The organism is Streptomyces sp. NPDC025638 (assembly GCF_055558775.1).
In genome coordinates this window covers 133,005-154,812 of sequence record NZ_JBVHLX010000013.1, presented here as the reverse complement: position 1 = coordinate 154,812, position 21,808 = coordinate 133,005, and the positions used below count along the sequence as shown (strand labels likewise).

The window sequence follows — 21,808 nt, the reverse complement described above, 5'->3', positions numbered from 1 at the left end:
GGGCGGGTTCCGCTCAGAGCTCGTCGATGGCGGTCAGGTCGATGTCGATGGGGTAGGGCCTGTCGACCTTGACGCGGTCGCGGTACGTACCAATCGGCCGGTACATGCCCGTGCCCGTGTTCTCCGACAGCTCGAAGACCTCGACCGCCGGATGCTTCTCCGGCCCGGCCATCTCCACCAGCCAGTAGTACCGGATGCCCGCCTCTGCGTACTTGTGTGTCTTGGTGAGCCGATCGCGGGCTTCGGATTCCGGGGAGACGACCTCGACGGCGAGTACGACGTCCTGCCCCTTGAAGTACGTCTGTTCCGGCCCCGTCTTGGCGGCGGCCCTGATCACCGAGATGTCCGGCTCGGGACCGTTGCGCCGGTCCAGTACTACGGTCATTTCGCGGGCGACCTTCAAATCGGGAGGCGCAGTGCGGCGCAGGCCGCTGACCAGCAGGTCGATCGCGGCGAAGTGAAAGTAGCGCTGCGGACTCACGAGGACCAGGCTCCCGTCGATCAGCTCGGTGTGCGGCGGGAGATCCGGCAATGTCAGCAAGTCATCGATGGTGTAGCCGTCCAATGGAGGCATACGCCATCCGGACTGTTCGGCAGGCTGGGCTGTCATGGTTCCTCCCATGGACAAGATCCTGGCGCCCGTCCTCCACAGTAGCCGCCGATCCCGATCACGTCATCACAAAGAGTGACCGCCCCCTCGCGCCCCGCCCCCACCCCGCAGGCCCTAGGCTAGAAGGCTGACCGACCCCCCTGCGCAGGAGTGAAATGGCCGTCAACCTGGTCAATGTCGAGAACGTCAGCAAGGTGTACGGCACCCGTGCCCTGCTGGACGGTGTCTCGCTCGGCGTGTCGGAAGGGGACCGGATCGGGGTCGTCGGACGCAACGGCGACGGAAAGACCACCCTCATCCGGATGCTGGCCAAGCTGGAGGAGCCCGACACCGGAAGGGTCACGCAGTCCGGCGGGCTGCGGCTCGGCGTGCTTACCCAGCACGACTCCCTCGACCCGGCCGCCACCGTCCGCCACGAGGTCATCGGTGACATGGCCGACCATGAGTGGGCCGGAAACGCCAAGGTCAGGGACGTACTCACCGGGCTGTTCGGCGGGCTCGACCTGCCCGGCTTCCCGAAGGGGCTGGACACCGTCATCGGCCCGCTGTCCGGTGGCGAGCGGCGGCGGATCGCGCTCGCCAAGCTGCTCATCGAGGAGCAGGACCTGCTCGTCCTCGACGAGCCCACCAACCACCTCGACGTCGAGGGCATCTCCTGGCTGGCCCGGCATCTGCAGAACCGGCGCTCGGCGCTCGTGTGCGTGACGCACGACCGGTGGTTCCTCGACCAGGTGTCCACCCGCATGTGGGACGTCCAGCGCGGTGACGTGTACGAGTACGAGGGCGGCTACTCCGACTACGTCTTCGCCCGCGCCGAGCGCGAGCGCATCGCCGCCACCGAGGAGACCAAGCGGCAGAACCTCGTCAGGAAGGAGCTGGCCTGGCTGCGCCGCGGCGCGCCCGCCCGTACCTCCAAGCCGCGCTTCCGCGTCGAGGCCGCCAACGAGCTGATCAAGGACGTGCCGCCGCCGCGCGACAGCAGCGAGCTGATGAAGTTCGCCTCCTCGCGGCTCGGCAAGACCGTCTTCGACCTGGAGGACGTGAGCGTCCAGGCCGGGCCCAAGGTGCTGCTCAAGCACGTCACCTGGCAGCTCGGCCCCGGCGACCGCATCGGCCTGGTCGGCGTCAACGGCGCCGGCAAGACCTCGCTGCTGCGCGCCATGGCCGACGCGGCCCGCACCCAGGGGGAGGCGCAGCCCGCGGGCGGCCGGGTCACCGTCGGCAAGACCGTCAAGCTCGCCTATCTGTCCCAGGAGGTCGCCGAGCTGAACCCGAACTGGCGGGTCCTGGAGGCGGTGCAGCAGGTGCGTGAGCGCGTCGATCTCGGCAAGGGCCGCGAGATGACGGCGGGACAGCTGTGCGAGACGTTCGGCTTCAACAAGGAGAAGCAGTGGACGCCGGTGGGGGACCTGTCCGGCGGTGAGCGGCGCCGCCTGCAACTGCTGCGGCTGCTGATGGACGAGCCGAACGTCCTCTTCCTCGACGAGCCCACCAACGACCTCGACATCGAGACCCTCACCCAGCTGGAGGACGTCCTCGACGGCTGGCCCGGCTCGATGATCGTCATCTCCCACGACCGGTTCTTCGTCGAGCGCACCACCGACCGGGTGTTCGCCCTCCTCGGCGACGCCACCCTGCGGATGCTGCCGCGCGGCATCGACGAGTACCTGGAGCGGCGGCGGCGGATGGAGGAGGCGGTCGCCGCCTCGGCCGCCGCCGCGGCGCCCAGGGCCGCCGCCCCGGAGAAGAGCGCCGCCGACCAGCGCGCCGCCAAGAAGGAACTCCAGAAGATCGAGCGCCGGCTGGACAAGATCTCCGAGCAGGAGACCAAGCTGCACGCGCAAATCGCCGAGAATGCCACTGACTTCACGAAGGTCGCCGAACTCGACGCGCAGCTGCGGGACTTGGCGGGCGAGCGGGAGGAGCTGGAGCTGCGGTGGCTGGAACTGGCGGAGGACGCCTGACCTTTCCTCTCTCTCGTCATCCCTCGCGCGCAGGGGGCGCGTGCGCTGCGTGAAGGGGGCGTGAAGGCGCATAACGACGGCATCACGGGCCGGTCCTCCCTTGGGAACAGGGGTGGGCACGGCCCCGTGTGCTGTCTGTACCGGGTGATAGAAAGAGCCGTCTGAGAACTTTCTGAGTACGACCTTGGGTCCGACACGAACCTCAGGGCGTGGCTAAAAATCAGTGAACGAGGGGGAGAGCGCTGATGACTCAGCCGCCCAACCAGCCGCCGCAGCAGGGTGGTTTCGGAGCACCGCAGGACCAGCCACCACAGGGCGGCGGCTTCGGGCCCCCGCAGACGCCACCAGCACAGACGCCGCCCGCGCAGGGAGGTTTCGGCGCCCCCCAGGGCACTCCGGCGGCCCCGCCTCCGCCGGCCCAGCCGCCCCAGCAGCCGCAGCCGGGCTACGGCTACCCGCAGCAGCCCGGCCCGTACGGGCAGCCCGGTCCCTATGGCGCCCCCGGCGCATACGGGCAGCCGCAGCAGCCGGGGCCGTACGGACAGCAGCCCGGTTACGGCTACCCGCAGCAGCCGCAGTTCCCCGGCGCGCCCGGCACCCCGCCGCCCGGCGGCTCGAAGAACCCCTTCAAGGGGAAGCCCGCCGTGATCACCGCGGCCGCGGTGGCGGCGCTGCTCGTCGTCGGCGTGGGCTTCTACGTGGCCAGTGGCGACGACGGCGGCAAGAAGAAGCCGGTCGCCCAGCAGAGCGACGACTCCAAGTCCACCGGCTCCGCCGACCCGGTCAACCCCGGTGACGGCAGCGGCGACGGCGGCTCGGACCCGGACAACCTCAACGAGGGCCGCAAACCCGGCGAGGCCAGGGTGCTCTGGTACAAGACGGCTCCGGACGCGCCCGGTTCCGGCGCCGACGCACCCGGTATGTGGATCACCGGCAGCACGGCGGTGAAGGCGGCGTACAAGCAGGTCTTCGGCTACCGCGTCGGCAATGGCGCCCCGGCCTGGTCCCCGATCACCTTCGCGCAGAAGATCTGCGCGGTCACCCCGGTGAAGTCGGCCGACAACAAGGTCGTCGTGGCGTACATGAGCGGCACCAGCGACCGCGCCAAGTGCAACCAGCTCCAGCAGATCGACCTCGACACCGGCAAGAAGGGCTGGAGCGGCACGGTCGCCGACGGCGCGCTGTTCGACAGCACGCTCAGCCTGGAGCTGACCATCGCCGGCAAGACGCTGATGGTGGGCCGCTCGCAGTCGGGCACGGCGTACGACCTCGCCAGCGGCAAGAAGCTGTTCGACAAGAAGAGGTACGGCACCGACTGCTTCCCGACCGCGTTCGCGGGCGGCACGAACCGTCTGATCTCCGTGGCCTCCTGCGACGCCACGGGCAGCAACGAGCACGACGAGATCCAGGAGCTCGACCCGGCCACCGGCAAGGTCCGTTGGACCCAGCCGGTGAAGAAGGGCTGGACGGTCGCGCGGACCTACTCCGTCGACCCGCTCGTGGTCTATCTGACCAACGAGGACAAGAAGGCCTGGAACATCTCCACCTTCACCGGCAACGGCAAGTTCCGCTCCGAGGTCAAGGTCGACGAGAAGTTCGCCCCGCAGTGCGGCTGGGCGATCCTCGAACGCGACCTCCAGGGCTGCCAGGGCGTCGCCGCCGACGCGAACACCCTCTATCTGCCCACCGACTCCACCAGCGGCGCCAACGAGATCGTCGCGATCAGCCTGGCCACCGGCAAGGCCGCGTGGCGCGTGAAGTCCCCGGCGGACGAGTCGATGACGCCCGTCAAGGTGGAGGGCGGCCAACTCGTGGCCTACGTCCACCCGTCGTACGACGCGGGCGGCCAGGTCGTGTCGATCCCCACGACCGGCTCCGCCCACACCACGACGAAGCTGCTGCAGAACCCGCAGGGCACCGCGGAGATCGAGGACGGCTTCTTCGACGGTGCGATCGAATGGGCCGACGGACGCTTCTACATCTCGTCCACCCGGCTCAACGGCAACGACGACACGAAGGAGAAGCTGATGCTTGCCTTCGGCAAGTGAGCCCGGTCCGCACCCCGCTTCTCCTCCGTCCCCGTCCTTCCGAGGTACACCTGTCATGACCCAGCCGCCGCCTCCGCCGCCCAACCAGCCCCCGCAGCAGGGCGGTTTCGGCCCGCCCCAGGACCAGCCGCCCGCGACGCCCACGCCGCCGCCGGCCACTCCACAGACCCCACCGGCCACGCCGCAGGCCCCGCCTGCCACTCCGCCGACCCCGCCGGGTCTCCAGAAGGCGCCGGAGCCGGGCTACGGCTATCCGCAGCAGGCCCCGCAGACGCCGCCTCCGCCGCCGCCCGGCTACGGATACCCCCAGGCCCCGCAGGGCGCCCCCCAGACGCCCCCGGGCTACGGCTACCCCGCCCAGCCGCCGAACCCGTACACCCAGCCCAACGCGTACGGCCAGCAGCCCGGTTACGGGCAGCAGCCGGGCTATGGACAGCAGCCCGGTTACGGCTACCCGGGCCAGCCCACCATGCCGCTCCAGCCGCAGCCCGGGGCGCCGGGCGGGGGCGGGCGGAAGGTCAACTCCTCGCTCGTCATCATCGTCTCGGCCCTCGTCGTGATCGCCCTGATCGTCGGCGGCGGCATCTGGTACGCGAAGTCGTCCGGCGACGACGGCAAGAAGCACGACACCGCGAGCTCCGGCGGCAGCACCGGCGGCAAGGACGAGAAGGGCGGCAGCGGGGGCACGACCTCGGGCGGCAAGGAGAAGGTGCCCTCGGACCTCGCCTCCGCGATCAGCTTCAAGGTCCCGCTGCCCAAGGCGGACGACACGGTCGTCACCACCGGCTCCTGGCTCACCGACAAGGTGTACGCCAAGAGCGGCATCGCCCAGATCGTCGGCTACGACCCCGACAGCGGCAGCAAGCTGTGGACGATCGACCTGCCCGGCCCCGTGTGCAACGCGACCACCCACGTCACCTCGGACAATCTGACGGCGATCACCTTCCAGCCGAAGATGCCCGCGAAGAGCTCCTCCGCGGGCTGCAGCCAGGTCGCGGCCATCGACCTCGACGCGGGCAAGAAGCTGTGGACGAAGACGGCCGACTCCGGTGACTACCCCATCAACTTCGACAATGTGACGGTCGCCCAGCGGACCGTCGCGGTCGGCAGCACCAATGGCGGCGCCGCCTTCGACATCGACTCCGGCAAGGTGCTCTGGCAGCCGAAGCCGACCGACACCTGCTACGACGCCGGGTACGGCGGCGGCGACAAGCTGGTGGCCGTGCGCAAGTGCGGTCAGTACGACAACCGCCAGCTGCACATCCAGACCATCGACCCCAAGTCGGGCAAGGTGATCTCCGAGTACAAGATGGCCCAGGGCATCGAGTACGCCAGCGTCGTCTCGACGAACCCGCTGGTGGTGGCCGCCGACGTCGGCGACAGCGCGGGCGACGGCAGTGGCATCTCGGACTACTTCTCCATCGACAACAAGACCGGCAAGCTGCGCGCCAGGATCAACGCGCCCGGTGACTCCTACGGCGGCCGCTGCGACGGCATCTCCCGCATCGAGTACTGCAAGGAGATCGTGGTCGGCAACGACAAGCTGTACGTGCCGACCGAGGAACACGACGGCAAGGGCGACTACAGCAAGACGAACGAGATCGTCGCGTTCGACCTGAGCACCGGCAAGCAGACCGGCCAGCGCGCCGATGCCGGCGACGGCTACACGATCTCCCCGCTGCGCATGGACGGCGGCAACCTGATCGCGTACAAGCGCCCGCCCTATGACAAGGGCGGCCAGATCGTCAGCATCGACGGCGGCTCCTTCAAGGAGACCAAGCTGCTGGAGAACCCGGCCACCCGGGACGTGCGGGACGTGGAGACCAGCATGCTGCCGGAGTACGCGGAGATCCTCTACTCCCAGGGGCACCTCTACATGTCGGCGGTCTTCGCCCACAAGTCGAACTCCGCGTACGGCAAGGAGTACCTGGCGGTCGCGTTCGGCGCGGGCGGCTGATCGCGCGCCCCCCCCGTTTGACGGCCCCGCCCCTGCTCAGGGGCGGGGCCGTTCACGTACCGCTCATCACCCTCGAATGCCAGAAATTCCGTCGATCCGGGGCACTTCTCATCAGTAGGGGCAGCGCGACGTCGAACAAGCGTGTAGCTTCCGGGGTCATGAAGGGCAGGGGTGCCGGGGGGCCCTCTGTCCATGTGGACCAGTGGACATCCATAGTGGGGCATCCATTGGGGGGACTGGGGGGTTGCTTCTATGGGAGTGCGGCTCATGGTGGTCGACGACCACCGATTGCTCGCGGAGGCGCTGGCCTCGGCGCTGAAGCTGCGCGGGCACCGGGTGCTCGCGGCGGCGGCTCCGGCCGCGGGCGCGGCAGAGCTGGTGATCAGCCGTGCGCCCGAGGTGTGCCTGCTGGGTACGGCGGCACCGGCCGAGCCGGGGGCCTTCGATCCGGTGGTGCGGATCAAGCGGGAGCGTCCGCAGGTCGCGATGCTGGTCCTGGGCCCGGTGCCGTCCCCGCGGGGGATCGCGGCGGCCTTCGCGGCCGGTGCGTCGGGGTACGTGCGTCACGACGAGCGGATAGAAGGGGTGGAACGGGCGATCATGAAGGCCCGGGCGGGCGAGGCGGCCGTCGCCCCGCAGCTGCTCCAGGGAGCCTTCAGCGAACTCCTGAATCCCGCCGCCCAGCCCGACGACGAGGGCCAGCGCCTGCTGCAGATGCTCACCCCGCGGGAGGTCGAGGTCCTGGTCAGGGTCGCCGACGGTGAGGACACCCGGCTGATCGCGGCCGGCATGGGCATCGCCCCGAGCACGGCCCGTACCCATGTGCAGCGCGTCCTGATGAAGCTGGGCGTCGGCTCCCGGCTGGAGGCGGCGGCCCTGGCGGCCCGGACGGGGCTGCTGGACAGGGCGGGACCGGTGCCGAACGCGTCGACCGCGCACCCGGACTCCTAGGAGGGTGCCGTCCCCCGCACCGGTGGGGCCGGAGCGCGATGGACTCCGGCCCCGCGGGCCGTCACTCGTGCGGCTTGTCGTCCGGGGCGGCCTCCGGGAGCGGTGGCGGGGTGGGCCGCAGCTTCAGCCAGACCAGGAAGAACAGGCCGAGGAGCAGCATCCCGATCCCGGTCCACAGATTGATGTTGACGCCCTGCGCCTTGGCGATCTCGGCGTCCGAGGCGGTGATGCCGGCGATCGTGACGATGATCCCGTAGACCACGAACAGAATGCCGATGATGCGGCGCAGGTCGAAGATGCGGGCGGCGGTCGTGGACTTGTGCTCCAGATCGAGGACTTCCCGCTGGAGGTCCCGCTCGGAATAGCCGGAGTATCCGTATTCGTCGGACATGGTTTCTCCATTCTCCCGCGGTCAGAACGAGAACGGGATGTAGCAGGCGGCGGCCAGGATCACCGCGCCCCAGCCCAGCAGGGCCGGCCTGCGGTACCAGGCGTCGTCGCCGGCGGCGGGCGGCTCGGCCATGCCGGGGGAGCGGGTGCCGTAGACGAGGCCCTCCAGGTCCTCGGCCGGCTTCGGCGCGGTGAACAGGGTGACGATGAACATGACGACCGCGCCGGCCACGAAGCCCGCGATCGCGGAGACGAAGTTGGCGCCCTGGTCGGAGGGGATGCCGATGATGCCCCGCTTGTAGATGACGAAGTAGTTGACCATCGCCGTGACGGTGCCGGCGAGCAGCCCCCAGAAGCCGGCCTTTGCCGATGCCCGCTTCCAGAACATGCCGACGATGAAGACGACGAACATCGGCACGTTGAAGAAGGAGAACAGTGTCTGCAGGTAGGCCATGATGTTCGAGAACGAGGAGGCCAGGAACGCCGTGCCGACGGAGGCCGCCACGCCGATCGCCGTGATCAGGCGGCCGAAGCGGACGTAGTACTCGTCCTCGCGGTGCCGGATCACGTACTTCGACCAGATGTCGTTGGTGAACACCGTGTTGAAGGACGACACGTTGGCCGCCATTCCGGCCATGAACGCCGCCAGCAGACCCGTCACCGCGATGCCCAGCACGCCGTTGGGCAGCAGCTCCTGCATGAGATAGGGGATGGCGTCGTTGTACTGGAGGTGGGAGCTCTTGGTGCCGATGTTCGGCACCAGCGCGGCGGTGACCAGGCCCGGGATCATCACCAGGAAGACGATGAAGATCTTCGGGTACGCGGCGATCAGCGGCGTGCGCTGTGCTGCGGAGAGGTTCCTCGCGGACAGGGCGCGCTGCACTTCGGCGAAGTTCGTCGTCCAGTAGCCGAAGGACAGCACGAAGCCGAGGCCGAGGACGATGGTCAGCCAGTTGGCGCCGAGCGGGTTGGGACTGCCGATGCCCGTGCCGCCCCATGCGGTGACGAAGTCGGGGCCGTGCAGCACGGTGAGTTTGTCGCTCAGCCCGCTCCAGCCGCCGACCTTCTTCAGGCCGAGCACGGAGATCGGGATGAGGGCCGCCAGGATCACGAAGAACTGCAGCACCTCGTTGTAGATCGCGGAGGAGAGCCCGCCGAGGGTGATGTAGGCGAGCACGAAGAAGCCGGCGACGACGATCGCCACCCACTGCGGCCAGCCCAGCAGGGCCTCGACGACGATCGCGAGGGCGTACAGGTTCACACCGGCGATCAGGATCGCCGCAAAGGCGAACAGGATCGAACTCAGCAGGTGGGCCCACCGGTCGAAGCGCAGCAGCAGGAACTCGGGGACCGAGCGGACCTTGCTGCCGTAGTAGAAGGGCATCATCACCAGGCCGAGGAAGACCATGGCGGGGATGGCGCCGATCCAGTACCAGTGGACGGTGTAGGCGCCGTACTGCGCGCTGTTGGCCGCCATGCCGAGGATCTCGGTCGCGGCGAGATTGGCCGAGATGAACGCGAGACCGGTGATCCAGGCGGGCAGGGAACGCCCGGAGAGGAAGAAGTCCAGGGTGGTCTTCACCGAGCGGCGAGCCGCGAAGCCGATGCCCAGGACGACGGCGAAGTAGATCGCGAGGATCGTGTAGTCCAGTCCGTTCGTGGGGAGCCGCAGCTCGGCTGCCAGCTGCTCCGGGGCCTGTGTGAGGGCATATGTGGGGATTTGCACTCCGTTATTGAACACGTCCGCTCATCCACGTTGTTTGATTGCGATGTTGACTGCCGTGGTGAGTTGTGTTTTGGTGTGTTCGTTTCTGTTTGAAGGTTGAAGGTGGCTCGGATAGGGAGTCCGTAGTGAAGAAGACCTCGACTCGACTGGCCGACGGTCGTGAGTTGATCTACTACGACCTGCGGGACGACACCGTGCGCGACGCGGTCGACCGGCGCCCCCTGGACCGCACCGTGACCACCTCCGAGATCCGCCGCGACCCGCTGCTCGGCGACCGGGTCGCGATCGCCTCGCACCGCCAGGGCCGCACCTATCACCCCCCGGCCGACGAGTGCCCCCTGTGCCCATCGGCGGGCGACCGCCTGAGCGAGATCCCGGACTCGTCGTACGACGTCGTCGTCTTCGAGAACCGCTTCCCGTCGCTGGCCGGCGACTCGGGCCGCTGCGAGGTCGTCTGCTTCACCTCCGACCACAACGCGTCCTTCGCCGACCTCACCGAGGAGCAGGCCCGCCTCGTCCTCGACGCGTGGACGGACCGGACCTCGGAGCTGTCGCACCTCCCCTCCGTCGAGCAGGTGTTCTGCTTCGAGAACCGCGGCGAGGAGATCGGCGTGACGCTCGGTCACCCGCACGGCCAGATCTACGCGTACCCCTTCACCACCCCGCGCACCGCGCTGATGCTGAACTCCCTCGCCGCCCACAAGGAGGCCACCGGCGGGGGCAATCTCTTCGACACCCTCATAGAGCAGGAGCTCGCCGGTGAGCGGGTCGTCCTTGAGGGTGAACACTGGGTGGCCTTCGTTCCGTACGCCGCGCACTGGCCCTACGAGGCCCACCTGTACCCCAAGCGCCGCGTCCCCGACCTGCTCGCGCTCGACGAGGCGGCGCGCTCAGAGTTCCCCAAGGTTTATCTGGAACTCTTGAGGCGCTTCGACCGGATCTTCGGCCAGGGTGAGCCTCCGACGCCGTACATCTCCGCCTGGCACCAGGCGCCGTTCGGCCAGCTGGAGGAGTTCGAGGGGGTCAGCCGTGACGACTTCGCGCTCCACCTTGAGCTTTTCACCATCCGCCGCACTTCCGGCAAGCTGAAGTTTCTCGCGGGTTCCGAATCCGGCATGAGCGTGTTCATCAACGACGTGCCGCCGGAACGCGCGGCCCAGCGACTGCGAGAGGTAGCGAGTTCATGAGCGGCAAGTATCTGGTGACCGGCGGTGCGGGCTACGTCGGCGGCGTCGTCGCCCAGCACCTGCTGGAGGCCGGCCACGAGGTCACGGTCCTGGACAACCTCTCCACCGGCTTCCGCGAGGGCGTGCCCGCGGGCGCCGCCTTCGTCGAGGGCGACATCCGCGACGCCGCCAAGTGGCTCGACCCCTCCTACGACGGCGTCCTGCACTTCGCCGCCTTCTCCCAGGTCGGCGAGTCGGTCGTGAAGCCCGAGAAGTACTGGGACAACAACGTCGGCGGCACCATGGCCCTGCTCGGCGCGATGCGCGAGGCCGGCGTCCGCAAGCTCGTCTTCTCCTCCACCGCGGCCACCTACGGCGAGCCGGAGCAGGTCCCGATCGTCGAGACCGCCCCCACCCGGCCCACCAACCCCTACGGCGCCTCCAAGCTCGCCGTCGACCACATGATCAGCGGCGAGGCCGCCGCCCACGGTCTGGGCGCGGTGTCGCTGCGCTACTTCAACGTGGCCGGCGCCTACGGCGCGCAGGGCGAGCGGCACGACCCCGAGTCGCACCTCATCCCCCTCGTCCTCCAGGTCGCCCAGGGCCGCCGCGACGCGATCTCCGTCTTCGGCGACGACTACCCGACCCCGGACGGCACCTGCGTGCGCGACTACATCCACGTCGCGGACCTGGCCGAGGCCCACCTCCTCGCCCTGGGGGCCGCGCGGCCCGGCGAGCACCTGATCTGCAACCTCGGCAACGGCGAGGGCTTCTCCGTCCGCGAGGTCATCGAGACCGTCCGCCGGGTGACCGGCCACCCGATCCCCGAGGTCGTGGCCCCGCGCCGGGGCGGCGACCCCGCCGTCCTGGTCGCCTCCGCCCAGGCCGCCCGCGAGCGCCTCGGCTGGAACCCGTCCCGCGCGGACCTCGCCGCCATCGTCGCGGACGCCTGGGAGTTCGCGCAGAAGATCGCAAGGGAGCAGTAGTGGGGGCACAGCAGGTCCGCCAGGACTTCGTCGAGCTGTACGGGGCCGAACCGGAGGGCGTCTGGTCGGCGCCCGGCCGGGTCAACCTGATCGGCGAGCACACCGACTACAACGACGGCTTCGTCATGCCGTTCGCGCTGCCGCACGTGGCGACGGCGGCGGTGTCCCGGCGCACGGACGGGGTGCTGCGCCTGCACTCCTCGGACGTCGAGGGCGGTGTCGTGGAGCTCTCGCTCGACGCCCTCGCACCCGAGAGCGACCGCAACTGGACGGCGTACCCGGCCGGTGTGGTCTGGGCACTGCGCGAGGCCGGCCACCGGGTCACCGGCGCCGACATCCACCTCTCCTCGACGGTCCCGACCGGCGCCGGCCTGTCCTCCTCGGCCGCCCTGGAGGTCGTGATCGCCCTGGCCCTGGGCGACTTGTACGAACTCGGCCTCCAGCGCCGGCAGTTGGCCCGCCTGTGCCAGCGCGCCGAGAACGTCTACGTCGGCGCCCCCACCGGGATCATGGACCAGACCGCGTCGGCCTGCTGCGAGGAGGGCCACGCCCTGTTCCTCGACACCCGTGACCTCTCCCAGAAGCAGATCCCCTTCGACCTGGCGGCACAGGGCATGCGCCTGCTGGTGGTCGACACCCGGGTCAAGCACGCCCACAGTGACGGCGAGTACGGCAAGCGCCGGGCCGGCTGCGAGAAGGGCGCGGCGCTGCTCGGCGTCGACGCGCTGCGGGACATCCCGTACGCCGGCCTGGACGCGGCACTGGCCCGGCTGGGCGACGAGGAGGAGGTGCGCCGCCTGGTGCGCCACGTCGTCACGGAGGACCAGCGCGTCGAACGCGTCGTGGCGCTCCTGGAGTCGGGCGACACCCGGGCGATCGGCCCGGTCCTCACCGAGGGCCACGCCTCGCTCCGCGACGACTTCCGCATCTCCTGCCCCGAACTGGACCTGGTCGTCGACACGGCCCTGACCGCGGGCGCGCTCGGCGCGCGGATGACCGGCGGCGGCTTCGGAGGCTCAGCGATCGTCCTCGCGGAGGCAACCGACGTCGACTCGATCACCAAGGCGATCGAGGAGGCCTTCGCCGCGGCGGACTTCACGGCACCGCGGCTGTTCGAGGCGGTACCGGCGGCGGGGGCGCGGCGGGTGGGCTGACGGCCGGGTCAGCCCAGTCGCTTCGTCAGGGTGTACTCCGTGATCCCCGGTGGATAGTCGGGGATCACGCACACCACCTCGTAGCCCTGTTTCCGGTAGAAGTCCGGGGCCTGGAAGTCCCAGGTCTCCAGGCGGGCCGAGCGGCAGCCGCGGTCCTGGTGGGCGATGCGTTCCGCCTCCGCGAGCAGCCGGGAGCCCAGGCCCGAGCCGCGGTGCCGTTCGTCGACCCACAGGTAGGTGACGTGCAGCCAGGTCGTCCAGGTGTGGCCGACCAGTCCGCCCGCCTGCTCCCCGGTCCCGTCCAGGGCCCACACATGGAGCGGGGCCTCTCGTTCCGCCGGCGTGCCGCGCAGGGCGGCCAGCACGGGGGAGGCCGCCGTGTTGGTGTCCAGCAGCCGGGAACGGAGAAGATCGCGCCTCGCCTTGTCGACTTCTGCCTCAATACGAAACATGCGGCACACCATAAACGCGCTGGACAGCCAGTTCTGCAAATAACCTTCCGCTCCGGGTCCCCGGCCGTACCCTGATGAACAGCACCGGTGGGGGCCGGTGCCGATCAGGGGGCGAGACAGTCGGGTACGACGCCCGCGGTGGGGGTAGCAGTCTCTGCACGGCGGCGGCCGTGCGGTGTGCGTCACCCGTACTCGTGGGGGTCGTACCCGCGCCGGTCGGCGTTCTCCGGGCGATGGGGTCTCCCCTGCTCCTAGTGGAGCTTGGGGAAGGGGGTTACATGGTTCGCATCCGAGTCCTGGTCGTCGACGACCACCGCATCTTCGCCGAGTCGCTCGCCGCGGCCCTCGCCGCCGAGCCCGACGTCGACGTCTCCGCGGCCGGCAGCGGTCCGGCCGCACTGCGCTGCATGGAGCGGGCGGCCGCCGAGGGCCGCCGCTTCGACGTGCTGCTCGTCGACGCCGACCTGGGGTGCCATGTGCCCGGTGCGCGGCCGGCCGTGCCGGTGCAGGAAGGCAACGAGGAGGGGCTCGTCGACGGCATCTCGCTGGTCGCGGGCGTCCGTTCGGCACAGCCCGGCGTACGGACCGTCGTCCTCGCCGAGAAGGACGACCCGCGGCGCGCGGCCCTGGCCCTGCAGGCCGGTGCCTCGGGCTGGGTCGCCAAGGACTGCTCGCTGTCCCGGCTGCTCAACGTCATCCGCGGCGTCCTGCGCGACGAGACCCACCTCCCGCCCGCCCTGCTCACGGGAGTGCTGCGGGAGCTGACGGCCGCCCGCAAGCACCGCACCGAGAGCGAGCGGCTGGTGGAGTCCCTCACCCCGCGGGAGCGGGAGGTGCTGCGCTGCATGGTCGCGGGCCTGGGCCGCAAGGCCGTCGCCGAACGCCTGTTCCTCTCCCCGCACACCGTGCGCACCCATATGCAGAACGTCCTGGGCAAACTGGGAGTCCACTCCACCCTCGCCGCGGTCGCACTCGCGCGCCGGGCCGGGGTGGGGCCGGTCGACCTGGGGCCTGCCGGGCGGATCAGGGCGGAGGAAACCAACAGCGCCTGATCGGCGCAGGCGAGCGGGGTCGTGGGGGTGCCCCCTGCTCGAGCGAAGCCGAGAGCTTGGGGGAGTGCGTGCCAGACCCCGCGTCTCCGGCATGATCCGCCCGGCAGGCGCTCAGCCGGGGATGTTGTCGAACGGGGCGGTCAACTGGCGTAGCAGCGCTGCCAGTTCGCCCCGCTGGGCGCGGGAGAGTTCCGCGAGGATCGCCCGCTCCTGGTCCAGCAGGCCCGCCAGGGCCTGGTCGGCGCGGTCGCGGCCTTCCTCCGTCAGTCGCACCAGCACCCCGCGCCGGTCATTGGGGTCGGGCAGTCGCTCGACCAGGCCCTTCTTCGTCAGGCGGTCGATGCGGTTCGTCATCGTGCCCGAGGTGACCAGGGTCTGGGTCAGCAGCTGTCCCGGCGAGAGCTGATACGGCGCCCCCGCGCGCCTGAGCGCGGTCAGCACGTCGAACTCCCAGGGCTCCAGCTGGTGCTCGGCGAAGGCCAGCCGACGCGCCCGGTCCAGGTGCCGGGCCAGCCGGCTCACCCGGCTCAGCACTTCGAGCGGTTCCACGTCGAGGTCCGGGCGCTCCCGGCGCCACGCAGCGACCAGCCGATCGACCTCGTCCTCCATGACGATCAGTGTAGTGGTTGTGTCGACATGAAGTCTCTTGATTTCAAGTCTCTTGACATCGAGATACATCGCCGAGGAGAGTGGAGGACATGACGAAGCCGACCTGGGACCCCGGCCAGTACCTGCGTCACGCCGGTCACCGCGCCCGCCCCTTCACCGACCTCCTCGCCCGCATCCCCGACCTGCCGGGCACCCGGCCCCGCATCGCCGACCTAGGCTGCGGCCCCGGCAATGTCACCGCCCTGCTCGCCGAGCGCTGGCCCACCGCGCACATCACCGGCTACGACAACTCGCCCGACATGCTCGACAAGGCCCACGTCGACCACGAGGGGCCCACCTCAGGCGGCGGCCGTCTGGACTTCGCCCACGCCGACGTACGGACCTGGACGCCCGGGGAGCCGTACGACCTGATCGTCAGCAACGCCACCCTCCACTGGGTGCCCGGCCACGCCGACCGCTTCGCCGACTGGATCGGCGCCCTCGAACCCGGCGGCACCTTCGCCTTCCAGGTCCCCGACAACATCGACGCCCCGCTGCACGCCCTGATGCGCGAGCTCGCCGCCACGCCCCGCTGGAAGGCCCGCCTCGCCGACGTCCTGCGCCACGAGGACTCCGTCCACGCCCCCGGCGTCTACCTCGACCGGCTGGCCCGCCTCGGCTGCGCCACCGACGTGTGGCAGACCACGTACTTCCACGTCCTGCACGGCGAGGACCCCGTCCTCGACTGGGTCAAGGGGACGGGACTGCGGCCCGCCCTCACCGTCCTCGCCGACGACCCTGAGGCCCGGGACGCGTTCGTCACCGAATACCGGGACCTGCTGCGGGAGGCGTACCCGAGCCAGGAGTACGGCACCGTGCTCCCGTTCCGCCGGCTGTTCGCCGTCGCCCGCAAGGAGGGCTGATGCTCGCCGCTCTCGACCATGTCCAGCTCGCCGCCCCGCCCGGCTCCGAGGACCTGCTGCGGGCGTACTACGTCGACGTCCTCGGTATGACGGAACTCCCCAAACCGCCGGCGCTCGCGGCGCGCGGCGGCTGCTGGTTCGAGGCGGGCGTCGTCCAGCTCCACCTGGGCATCGAGCAGGACTTCCGGCCCGCGAAGAAGGCCCACCCGGGGCTGCGGGTGACGGACATCGAGGCGTACGCGGCCCGGCTGGCCGCGGGTGCGGCACCGGTGACCTGGGACGACAACCTCCCGGGCCACCGCCGCTTCTACTCGGAGGATCCGGTGGGGAACCGGCTGGAGTTCCTGGAGCCGGGGGCTACAGACGCCTCAGGGCGTCCAGCCTGATGTCGATGCTGATGTCGAAGGGCACGGAGAGTGCGAGCTTGTCGTGGTGGATGCCGGTGCCCACATACGTCTTGGTCGCCGGGTCGAGCTCGTACGTCCGGACCACGGGGTGCTGATTCCCCTCGGCCATGTCGACCAGCCAGAAATGGGGGATTCCGGCGGCCGCGTACTTGGAGGGCTTGGCGTCGTGGTCACGGGCCTCGGAGTCCGGGGAGACGACCTCGACGGCGAGCACCAGGTCCTCCGCCTGGAACCGGGTCTGCTCAAGGCCGGTGATCGCTTCCACGCGGACGACACCGATGTCGGGTTCCGGAGCGTTGCGGCGGTCCAGGACCACGGTCATCTCCCGCTCGACGCTCAGATTCTCCGGCAGTCTGGAGCGCAGGCCGTTCACCAGCAGTTCCATCATCTTGCTGTGGAAACGTCGCTGCGGACTCACGAAGACCAGATTCCCGTCGATCAACTCGGTGTGCGGCGGGAGGTCCGGCAGTGTGAACAGATCGTCGACCGTGAAACCCTCGGGCGGCGGCACGGGCAGGTGGATGCCGGGCTCGGCGTCGTGTGCGCTGCTCGGCTCGGCAGTCATGGTGATTCCTCCCATGAGTGGGATTCAGCGGCCTGGTACCCACGCTAGCCGCCGGAACCGACAAAGGTCATCACATCGGGTGATCAGCACCCTGCGCCGGACACCCGGACACCGCTAACTCCTCCGGTGCCCGATCAACCGCGGCTTCGGCTCCAGCCCGTCCAGCCCGTGCCACGCGAGATTCACCAGGTGGGCGGCGACTTCCGCCTTCTTCGGGCGGCGCACGTCCAGCCACCACTGACCGGTCAGCGCCACCATCCCGACCAGCGCCTGGGCATACAGCGGCGCCAGCTTCGGGTCGAAGCCGCGGGACTTGAACTCGCGGCCCAGGATGTCCTCCACCTGGGTCGCGATGTCCGAGATCAGCGACGCGAAGGAACCCGTCGACTGGGGGATCGGGGAGTCACGGACCAGGATGCGGAAGCCGTCCGTGTACTCCTCGATGTAGTCCAGCAGCGCGAACGCCGCCTGCTCGCACAGCTCGCGGGGATGGCCGGCCGTCAGGCTGCTCGTCACCATGTCGAGCAGCCGGCGCATCTCGCGGTCCACCACCACCGCGTACAGCCCCTCCTTGCCGCCGAAGTGCTCGTACACCACCGGCTTGGAGACCCCGGCCTTCGCCGCGATCTCCTCCACCGACGTGCCCTCGAAGCCCTTCGCCGCGAAGAGGGTGCGACCGATCTCGAGCAACTGCTGGCGGCGCTCGGCGCCGGTCATACGGGTCCGGCGCGCTCGCCGCGGCTTTTCGGTGCTGGGGGTGCTGGAGTCGGTCGCCACGGCGTCAATCATGCCGCCTTCGCGGCCTTGGCCCCCCGCCGAGAGCCGTCTTCCGCGGTGTTACGGCGCGAATCGATACGCGAGCGTGACGGCCAGCGGACGTCGTACGCCCAGCCGAACATCTCAAACCAGCGGATGATCCGCGCCGACGAGTCCAGCTGACCCCGCTCCACACCGTGCCGCGCCGAGGTCTGGTCGGCGTGGTGCAGGTTGTGCCAGGACTCACCGCACGACAGGACCGCCAGCCACCACACGTTCCCCGAGCGGTCGCGCGACTTGAACGGTCGCTTGCCCACCGCGTGACAGATCGAGTTGATCGACCACGTCACATGGTGCAGCAGCGCCACCCGCACGAGTGACCCCCAGAAGAACGCCGTGAACGCGCCCCACCAGGACATCGTCACCAGGCCGCCGATCAGCGGCGGCAGGGCCAGGGAGAGCGCCGTCCAGTAGACGAACTGGCGGGAGATCGTCCGGATCGCCGGGTCCTTGATCAGATCCGGCGCGTACTTCTCCTGCGACGTCTGCTCCTCGTCGAACATCCAGCCGATGTGCGCCCACCACAGGCCCTTGACCAGCGCCGGGACGGTCTCGCCGTACCGCCACGGGGAGTGCGGGTCACCCTCCGCGTCGGAGAACTTGTGGTGCTTGCGATGGTCGGCCACCCAGCGCACCAGGGGACCCTCGACCGCCAGCGACCCCATGATCGCCAGAGCGATCCGCAGGGGCCGCTTGGCCTTGAACGAACCGTGGGTGAAATAGCGGTGGAAACCGATCGTGATGCCGTGGCAGCCCAGGAAGTAGAAGAACACCAGCAGGCTCAGATCCAGCCAGCTCACCCCCCAGCCCCACGCCAGCGGCACCGCGGCCACCAGCGCGAGGAACGGCACGGTGATGAACAGCAACAGCGTGATCTGCTCGATCGAACGCTTCTGCTCACCGCCCAGCGTGGCGGAGGAGATTGCGTCGGTCGCCTGCGGGGCGTCATCGATCACATCGGAACTCGTGGTCATGGGCGTCCCCTGTGGGGTCGAGGGTGAAGGGGGGGTGCCGGGTCGCGGCGACCTAGTGGGACTGTATCCAGACTTCCCTACGGTTCCGTAACCTACGGCGACGTAAGTATGGCAGCGCGGTGTCCGGCGGCAAGAGCCCGTGAGCCAGCGCGTCCACATGGACACCTATCCTTGGAGTCGGTCGGACAGCGCGGTCCGCTCTGTTTTCTTCCCGGATGTCCGGCCCGTATGCGGCACCTGCCGCACGGCAGACACCCGGGTTCCCTCCCAGATGAGCTTCAACACTGCAAGGAGCCGCACCTGTGAGCAGTGCCGACGACCAGACCACCACGACCAGCAGTGAGCTGCGCGCCGACATCAGGCGACTGGGCGACCTCCTCGGCGAGTCCCTCGTCCGACAGGAGGGCCCCGAGCTGCTCGAACTCGTCGAGAAGGTCCGCCGCCTCACCCGCGAGGACGGAGAGGCCGCCGCCGAGCTGCTGCGCGGCACCGAACTGGAGACCGCCGCCAAGCTGGTCCGCGCCTTCTCCACCTACTTCCACCTGGCCAACGTCACCGAGCAGGTCCACCGCGGCCGCGAGCTGCGCGCCCGGCGCGCCGCCGAGGGCGGCCTCCTCGCCCGCACCGCCGACCGCCTCAAGGACGCCGACCCCGAACACCTGCGGCAGACCGTCCAGCACCTCAACGTCCGTCCCGTGTTCACCGCACACCCCACCGAGGCCGCCCGCCGCTCGGTCCTCAACAAGCTCCGGCGCATCGCCGCGCTCCTGGAAGCCCCGGTCATCGAGGCCGACCGCCGCCGCCACGACACCCGCCTGGCCGAGAACATCGACCTCGTCTGGCAGACCGACGAGCTGCGCGTCGTACGCCCCGAACCCGCCGACGAGGCCCGCAACGCGATCTACTACCTCGACGAACTCCACGCCAACGCCGTCGGCGACGTCCTGGAAGACCTCACCGCCGAGCTGGAGCGCGTCGGCGTCAGGCTCCCCGACGACACCCGGCCGCTGACCTTCGGCACCTGGATCGGCGGCGACCGTGACGGCAACCCCAATGTCACCCCCGCCGTGACCTGGGAAGTCCTCATCCTCCAGCACGAACACGGCATCAACGACGCCACGGAGATGATCGACGAGCTGCGCGGCCTGCTCTCCCAGTCCATCCGCTACACCGGCGCCACCGAGGAACTCCTGGAGTCCCTGCGCACCGACCTGGACCTGCTGCCCGAGATCAGCCCCCGCTACAAGCGCCTGAACGCCGAGGAGCCCTACCGGCTCAAGGCCACCTGCATCCGCCAGAAGCTCGCCAACACCAAGCAGCGCCTGGCCAAGGACACCCCCCACCAGCCGGGCCGCGACTACCTCGGCACCGCCGAACTCCTCGCCGACCTGCGCATCCTCCAGACCTCCCTGCGCGAACACCGCGGCGGCCTGTTCGCCGACGGCCGGCTCGCCCGCATCATCCGCACCCTGGCCGCCTTCGGCCTCCAGCTCGCCACCATGGACGTCCGTGAACACGCCGACGCCCACCACCACGCCCTCGGCCAGCTCTTCGACCGCCTCGGCGAGGAATCGTGGCGCTACGCCGACATGCCCCGCGAGTACCGGGCCCGGCTCCTCGCCAAGGAACTGCGCTCCCGCAGGCCCCTCGCCCCCACCCCGGCCCCCGTCGACGCGGCCGGCGAGAAGACCCTCGGCGTGTTCCAGACGGTCAAGAAGGCCCTGGAGGTCTTCGGACCCGAGGTCATCGAGTCCTACATCATCTCCATGTGCCAGGGCGCCGACGACGTCTTCGCCGCTGCCGTCCTCGCCCGCGAAGCCGGCCTCGTCGACCTGCACGCCGGCTGGGCCAGGATCGGCATCGTCCCCCTCCTGGAGACCACCGACGAGCTCAAGTCCGCCGACACCATCCTCGAAGACATGCTCTCCGACCCGTCCTACCGGCGCCTGGTCGCGCTGCGCGGCGACGTCCAGGAGGTCATGCTCGGCTACTCCGACTCCTCCAAGTTCGGCGGCATCACCACCAGCCAGTGGGAGATCCACCGCGCCCAGCGCCGGCTGCGCGACGTCGCCCACCGCTACGGCGTCCGGCTGCGCCTCTTCCACGGCCGCGGCGGCACCGTCGGCCGCGGCGGCGGCCCCTCCCACGACGCCATCCTCGCCCAGCCCTGGGGCACCCTGGAGGGCGAGATCAAGGTGACCGAGCAGGGCGAGGTCATCTCCGACAAGTACCTCATCCCCTCCCTCGCCCGGGAGAACCTGGAACTGACCGTCGCGGCCACCCTCCAGGCCTCCGCCCTGCACACCGCCCCCCGCCAGTCGGTCGAGGCCCTGGCCCGCTGGGACGCCGCCATGGACGTCGTCTCGGACGCCGCCCACGCCGCCTACCGCCGGCTCGTCGAGGACCCCGACCTGCCCGCGTACTTCTTCGCCTCCACCCCCGTCGACCAGCTCGCCGACCTCCACCTGGGCTCCCGCCCCTCCCGGCGGCCCGACTCCGGGGCCGGACTGGACGGCCTGCGCGCCATCCCCTGGGTGTTCGGCTGGACCCAGTCCCGGCAGATCGTCCCCGGCTGGTTCGGCGTCGGCTCCGGGCTCAAGGCGCTGCGCGAAGCGGGGCTGGACACGGTGCTCGACGAGATGCACGAGCAGTGGCACTTCTTCCGCAACTTCATCTCCAACGTGGAGATGACCCTGGCGAAGACCGACCTGCGGATCGCCGAGCACTACGTCGACACCCTCGTCCCCGACGAGCTCCGGCACGTGTTCGACACCATCCGCACCGAACACGAACTGACCGTCTCCGAGGTGCTCCGCATCACCGGCGAGAAGGAACTCCTCGACGCCACACCGGTGCTGAGGCAGACCTTCAGCATCCGTGACGCCTACCTGGACCCCATCTCCTACCTCCAGGTCACCCTGCTCAAGCGCCAGCGCGACGCCGCGGCCAGGGGCGAACAGCCCGACCCGCTGCTGTCGAGGGCCCTGCTCCTCACCGTCAACGGCGTGGCCGCGGGCCTGCGCAACACCGGCTGACGACCGCCGGCCGACGACATGGGTGTGCCCCCGTGCTTCACGCG

Annotated in this window: 19 protein-coding genes; 11 read left to right on the top strand and 8 right to left on the bottom strand. The window is 69.9% G+C overall.

Annotation, left to right across the window (positions count from 1 at the left end; genetic code table 11):
* Positions 1 to 13: 13 nt before the first annotated feature.
* Entirely contained in the window at positions 14 to 610 is a 597-nt protein-coding gene (locus tag ACZ4EG_RS30815; RefSeq protein WP_467792870.1) for a Uma2 family endonuclease, read from the bottom strand.
* Between the two features lie 155 nt (positions 611 to 765).
* Between ACZ4EG_RS30815 and ACZ4EG_RS30810 the strand changes: the two genes are divergently transcribed.
* The 4 genes from ACZ4EG_RS30810 (at position 766) to ACZ4EG_RS30795 (ending at position 7,530) form a co-directional block, all read left to right on the top strand.
* Positions 766 to 2,574: an ABC-F family ATP-binding cassette domain-containing protein gene (locus ACZ4EG_RS30810; RefSeq protein WP_467792869.1), complete on the top strand. Its 1,809-nt coding sequence runs from the start codon at positions 766 to 768 to the stop codon at positions 2,572 to 2,574.
* A gap of 245 nt (positions 2,575 to 2,819) precedes the next feature.
* On the top strand, positions 2,820 to 4,622 hold the full coding sequence (locus ACZ4EG_RS30805) for an outer membrane protein assembly factor BamB family protein (RefSeq protein WP_453555194.1): 1,803 nt from the start codon (positions 2,820 to 2,822) through the stop codon (positions 4,620 to 4,622).
* Positions 4,623 to 4,677: 55 nt separating this feature from the next.
* Positions 4,678 to 6,579 (top strand): outer membrane protein assembly factor BamB family protein, encoded by a 1,902-nt coding sequence (locus ACZ4EG_RS30800; RefSeq protein ID WP_467792868.1) that lies wholly within the window; start codon positions 4,678 to 4,680, stop codon positions 6,577 to 6,579.
* 252 nt (positions 6,580 to 6,831) lie between these two features.
* The gene (locus tag ACZ4EG_RS30795; RefSeq protein WP_390709885.1) at positions 6,832 to 7,530 is read left to right on the top strand and encodes a helix-turn-helix transcriptional regulator; all 699 of its coding nucleotides are present in this window, start codon (positions 6,832 to 6,834) and stop codon (positions 7,528 to 7,530) included.
* 61 nt (positions 7,531 to 7,591) lie between these two features.
* Here ACZ4EG_RS30795 and ACZ4EG_RS30790 read toward each other — a convergent pair whose 3' ends face one another.
* On the bottom strand, positions 7,592 to 7,921 hold the full coding sequence (locus ACZ4EG_RS30790; protein ID WP_453555190.1) for a hypothetical protein: 330 nt from the start codon (positions 7,919 to 7,921) through the stop codon (positions 7,592 to 7,594).
* 21 nt (positions 7,922 to 7,942) lie between these two features.
* A complete protein-coding gene (locus tag ACZ4EG_RS30785) occupies positions 7,943 to 9,646 on the bottom strand; it encodes a sodium:solute symporter family protein (protein ID WP_467792867.1) in 1,704 nt (567 codons plus the stop codon).
* A 125-nt stretch (positions 9,647 to 9,771) separates the two neighbouring features.
* Between ACZ4EG_RS30785 and galT the strand changes: the two genes are divergently transcribed.
* Genes galT through galK form a run of 3 tightly spaced genes read left to right on the top strand, consistent with a single transcriptional unit; the run spans position 9,772 to position 12,952 of the window.
* A complete protein-coding gene (galT, locus tag ACZ4EG_RS30780) occupies positions 9,772 to 10,833 on the top strand; it encodes a galactose-1-phosphate uridylyltransferase (protein WP_467792866.1) in 1,062 nt (353 codons plus the stop codon).
* A complete protein-coding gene (galE, locus tag ACZ4EG_RS30775; protein WP_390709888.1) occupies positions 10,830 to 11,798 on the top strand; it encodes a UDP-glucose 4-epimerase GalE in 969 nt (322 codons plus the stop codon). Before galT ends, galE begins: the two co-directional genes overlap by 4 nt.
* Positions 11,798 to 12,952: a galactokinase gene (gene galK / locus ACZ4EG_RS30770; protein ID WP_467792865.1), complete on the top strand. Its 1,155-nt coding sequence runs from the start codon at positions 11,798 to 11,800 to the stop codon at positions 12,950 to 12,952. The genes galE and galK overlap by 1 nt, the downstream gene beginning before the upstream one ends.
* Positions 12,953 to 12,960: 8 nt before the next feature.
* On the opposite strand, the gene ACZ4EG_RS30765 is transcribed toward galK, so the two are convergent.
* A complete protein-coding gene (locus tag ACZ4EG_RS30765) occupies positions 12,961 to 13,416 on the bottom strand; it encodes a GNAT family N-acetyltransferase (protein WP_453555180.1) in 456 nt (151 codons plus the stop codon).
* A 266-nt stretch (positions 13,417 to 13,682) separates the two neighbouring features.
* Here ACZ4EG_RS30765 and ACZ4EG_RS30760 point away from each other — a divergent pair, with 266 nt between their 5' ends.
* Entirely contained in the window at positions 13,683 to 14,456 is a 774-nt protein-coding gene (locus tag ACZ4EG_RS30760) for a LuxR C-terminal-related transcriptional regulator (RefSeq protein WP_467792864.1), read from the top strand.
* Between the two features lie 111 nt (positions 14,457 to 14,567).
* Here the strand turns inward: ACZ4EG_RS30760 and ACZ4EG_RS30755 are convergent, their stop codons facing one another.
* A complete protein-coding gene (locus ACZ4EG_RS30755; protein WP_453555178.1) occupies positions 14,568 to 15,065 on the bottom strand; it encodes a MarR family winged helix-turn-helix transcriptional regulator in 498 nt (165 codons plus the stop codon).
* A gap of 89 nt (positions 15,066 to 15,154) precedes the next feature.
* On the opposite strand from ACZ4EG_RS30755, the gene ACZ4EG_RS30750 reads away from it, so the two are divergent.
* Positions 15,155 to 15,967, top strand: coding sequence for a trans-aconitate 2-methyltransferase (locus tag ACZ4EG_RS30750; protein WP_453555176.1), 813 nt, complete (start codon positions 15,155 to 15,157; stop codon positions 15,965 to 15,967).
* Positions 15,967 to 16,353 carry a VOC family protein gene (locus tag ACZ4EG_RS30745; RefSeq protein WP_467792863.1) on the top strand — a complete coding sequence of 129 codons (387 nt, stop codon included), beginning with the start codon at positions 15,967 to 15,969 and terminating at the stop codon, positions 16,351 to 16,353. The genes ACZ4EG_RS30750 and ACZ4EG_RS30745 overlap by 1 nt, the downstream gene beginning before the upstream one ends.
* On the opposite strand, the gene ACZ4EG_RS30740 is transcribed toward ACZ4EG_RS30745, so the two are convergent.
* From ACZ4EG_RS30740 to ACZ4EG_RS30730, 3 genes are all read right to left on the bottom strand, one after another.
* Positions 16,325 to 16,939 carry a Uma2 family endonuclease gene (locus ACZ4EG_RS30740; RefSeq protein ID WP_467792862.1) on the bottom strand — a complete coding sequence of 205 codons (615 nt, stop codon included), beginning with the start codon at positions 16,937 to 16,939 and terminating at the stop codon, positions 16,325 to 16,327. The two genes, ACZ4EG_RS30745 and ACZ4EG_RS30740, sit on opposite strands and share 29 nt — an antisense overlap.
* A 114-nt stretch (positions 16,940 to 17,053) precedes the next feature.
* On the bottom strand, positions 17,054 to 17,728 hold the full coding sequence (locus ACZ4EG_RS30735; RefSeq protein WP_402635061.1) for a TetR family transcriptional regulator: 675 nt from the start codon (positions 17,726 to 17,728) through the stop codon (positions 17,054 to 17,056).
* Positions 17,725 to 18,729, bottom strand: coding sequence for an acyl-CoA desaturase (locus ACZ4EG_RS30730; RefSeq protein ID WP_467792861.1), 1,005 nt, complete (start codon positions 18,727 to 18,729; stop codon positions 17,725 to 17,727). The genes ACZ4EG_RS30735 and ACZ4EG_RS30730 overlap by 4 nt, the downstream gene beginning before the upstream one ends.
* Before the next feature lie 302 nt (positions 18,730 to 19,031).
* On the opposite strand from ACZ4EG_RS30730, the gene ppc reads away from it, so the two are divergent.
* On the top strand, positions 19,032 to 21,764 hold the full coding sequence (gene ppc, locus ACZ4EG_RS30725; protein WP_467792860.1) for a phosphoenolpyruvate carboxylase: 2,733 nt from the start codon (positions 19,032 to 19,034) through the stop codon (positions 21,762 to 21,764).
* Positions 21,765 to 21,808 lie beyond the last annotated feature (44 nt).

What these genes read in the sequence shown, in the direction of transcription:
- ACZ4EG_RS30815 (WP_467792870.1), bottom strand. Translation starts at nt 610, where the DNA reads ATGACAGCCCAGCCTGCCGAACAGTCCGGATGGCGTATGCCTCCATTG.
- ACZ4EG_RS30810 (WP_467792869.1), top strand. Translation starts at nt 766, where the DNA reads ATGGCCGTCAACCTGGTCAATGTCGAGAACGTCAGCAAGGTGTACGGC.
- ACZ4EG_RS30805 (WP_453555194.1), top strand. Translation starts at nt 2,820, where the DNA reads ATGACTCAGCCGCCCAACCAGCCGCCGCAGCAGGGTGGTTTCGGAGCA.
- ACZ4EG_RS30800 (WP_467792868.1), top strand. Translation starts at nt 4,678, where the DNA reads ATGACCCAGCCGCCGCCTCCGCCGCCCAACCAGCCCCCGCAGCAGGGC.
- ACZ4EG_RS30795 (WP_390709885.1), top strand. Translation starts at nt 6,832, where the DNA reads ATGGGAGTGCGGCTCATGGTGGTCGACGACCACCGATTGCTCGCGGAG.
- ACZ4EG_RS30790 (WP_453555190.1), bottom strand. Translation starts at nt 7,921, where the DNA reads ATGTCCGACGAATACGGATACTCCGGCTATTCCGAGCGGGACCTCCAG.
- galE (WP_390709888.1), top strand. Translation starts at nt 10,830, where the DNA reads ATGAGCGGCAAGTATCTGGTGACCGGCGGTGCGGGCTACGTCGGCGGC.
- ACZ4EG_RS30765 (WP_453555180.1), bottom strand. Translation starts at nt 13,416, where the DNA reads ATGGTGTGCCGCATGTTTCGTATTGAGGCAGAAGTCGACAAGGCGAGG.
- ACZ4EG_RS30760 (WP_467792864.1), top strand. Translation starts at nt 13,683, where the DNA reads ATGGTTCGCATCCGAGTCCTGGTCGTCGACGACCACCGCATCTTCGCC.
- ACZ4EG_RS30755 (WP_453555178.1), bottom strand. Translation starts at nt 15,065, where the DNA reads ATGGAGGACGAGGTCGATCGGCTGGTCGCTGCGTGGCGCCGGGAGCGC.
- ACZ4EG_RS30750 (WP_453555176.1), top strand. Translation starts at nt 15,155, where the DNA reads ATGACGAAGCCGACCTGGGACCCCGGCCAGTACCTGCGTCACGCCGGT.
- ACZ4EG_RS30745 (WP_467792863.1), top strand. Translation starts at nt 15,967, where the DNA reads ATGCTCGCCGCTCTCGACCATGTCCAGCTCGCCGCCCCGCCCGGCTCC.
- ACZ4EG_RS30740 (WP_467792862.1), bottom strand. Translation starts at nt 16,939, where the DNA reads ATGACTGCCGAGCCGAGCAGCGCACACGACGCCGAGCCCGGCATCCAC.
- ACZ4EG_RS30735 (WP_402635061.1), bottom strand. Translation starts at nt 17,728, where the DNA reads ATGATTGACGCCGTGGCGACCGACTCCAGCACCCCCAGCACCGAAAAG.
- ACZ4EG_RS30730 (WP_467792861.1), bottom strand. Translation starts at nt 18,729, where the DNA reads ATGACCACGAGTTCCGATGTGATCGATGACGCCCCGCAGGCGACCGAC.